9 tRNA genes are annotated in these 1,025 nt (G+C 48.8%); all 9 read left to right on the forward strand.

The features are described 5' to 3' along the window. Positions 1 to 39: 39 nt before the first annotated feature. The 9 genes from ACH97_RS16505 to ACH97_RS16545 all read left to right on the forward strand — a co-directional run bounded on the left by ACH97_RS16505 (position 40) and on the right by ACH97_RS16545 (position 852). Positions 40 to 115, forward strand: a tRNA-Val gene (locus ACH97_RS16505). Between the two features lie 21 nt (positions 116 to 136). Beyond that, a tRNA-Thr gene (locus ACH97_RS16510) sits at positions 137 to 212 on the forward strand. Positions 213 to 247: 35 nt separating this feature from the next. Beyond that, positions 248 to 323: transfer RNA gene (locus ACH97_RS16515), tRNA-Lys, on the forward strand. A 6-nt stretch (positions 324 to 329) separates the two neighbouring features. After that, positions 330 to 412: transfer RNA gene (locus tag ACH97_RS16520), tRNA-Leu, on the forward strand. A 15-nt stretch (positions 413 to 427) separates the two neighbouring features. Further along, positions 428 to 502: transfer RNA gene (locus tag ACH97_RS16525), tRNA-Gly, on the forward strand. Positions 503 to 511: 9 nt separating this feature from the next. Further along, positions 512 to 597 (forward strand) — tRNA-Leu (locus ACH97_RS16530). 9 nt (positions 598 to 606) lie between these two features. Next, positions 607 to 683, forward strand: a tRNA-Arg gene (locus ACH97_RS16535). A gap of 10 nt (positions 684 to 693) precedes the next feature. Further along, a tRNA-Pro gene (locus tag ACH97_RS16540) sits at positions 694 to 770 on the forward strand. A gap of 6 nt (positions 771 to 776) precedes the next feature. After that, a tRNA-Ala gene (locus tag ACH97_RS16545) sits at positions 777 to 852 on the forward strand. Positions 853 to 1,025 lie beyond the last annotated feature (173 nt).

Consider the following 1,025-nt stretch of genomic DNA (forward strand, 5'->3'; position numbering starts at 1 on the left):
GAGTAGGACGCCGCCAAGCTGTTGCACGCAAGTGCAAACGGAGGATTAGCTCAGCTGGGAGAGCATCTGCCTTACAAGCAGAGGGTCGGCGGTTCGATCCCGTCATCCTCCACCATTATAATATTTTGTTGATTAAGCCGGTGTAGCTCAATTGGTAGAGCAACTGACTTGTAATCAGTAGGTTGGGGGTTCAAGTCCTCTTGCCGGCACCACTTTTTTATGATATAATATTTAAGTCTCTTTTAAAGAGCCATTAGCTCAGTCGGTAGAGCATCTGACTTTTAATCAGAGGGTCGAAGGTTCGAGTCCTTCATGGCTCACCATTTTATGCGGGTGTGGCGGAATTGGCAGACGCGCTAGACTTAGGATCTAGTGTCTTTACGGCGTGGGGGTTCGAGTCCCTTCACCCGCATTATAAAAAAGATTTGCGGAAGTAGTTCAGTGGTAGAACACCACCTTGCCAAGGTGGGGGTCGCGGGTTCGAATCCCGTCTTCCGCTCCAACCATCCACGCCGGGGTGGTGGAATTGGCAGACACACAGGACTTAAAATCCTGCGGTAGGTGACTACCGTGCCGGTTCAAGTCCGGCCCTCGGCATTGACATATGCGCCCGTAGCTCAATTGGATAGAGCGTTTGACTACGGATCAAAAGGTTAGGGGTTCGACTCCTCTCGGGCGCGCCATTATGTGTAACGGGAAGTAGCTCAGCTTGGTAGAGCACATGGTTTGGGACCATGGGGTCGCAGGTTCGAATCCTGTCTTCCCGACCATTCTTTGGGGCCTTAGCTCAGCTGGGAGAGCGCCTGCTTTGCACGCAGGAGGTCAGCGGTTCGATCCCGCTAGGCTCCACCATTTATTTTTAAAAAAGCACTTGACTACTTAAAAGAGATATAATAATAGAGTTGCTTTAATAATGATCTTTGAAAACTAAACAAGACAAAACGTACCTGTTAATTCATTAAATAAATCGCACATGCGAATGTGCGTAGTCATTATCAAACTTCATGGAGAGTTTGATCCTGGCT

The organism is Bacillus paralicheniformis (assembly GCF_001042485.2).
Classification (GTDB): Bacteria; Bacillota; Bacilli; order Bacillales; family Bacillaceae; genus Bacillus; species Bacillus paralicheniformis.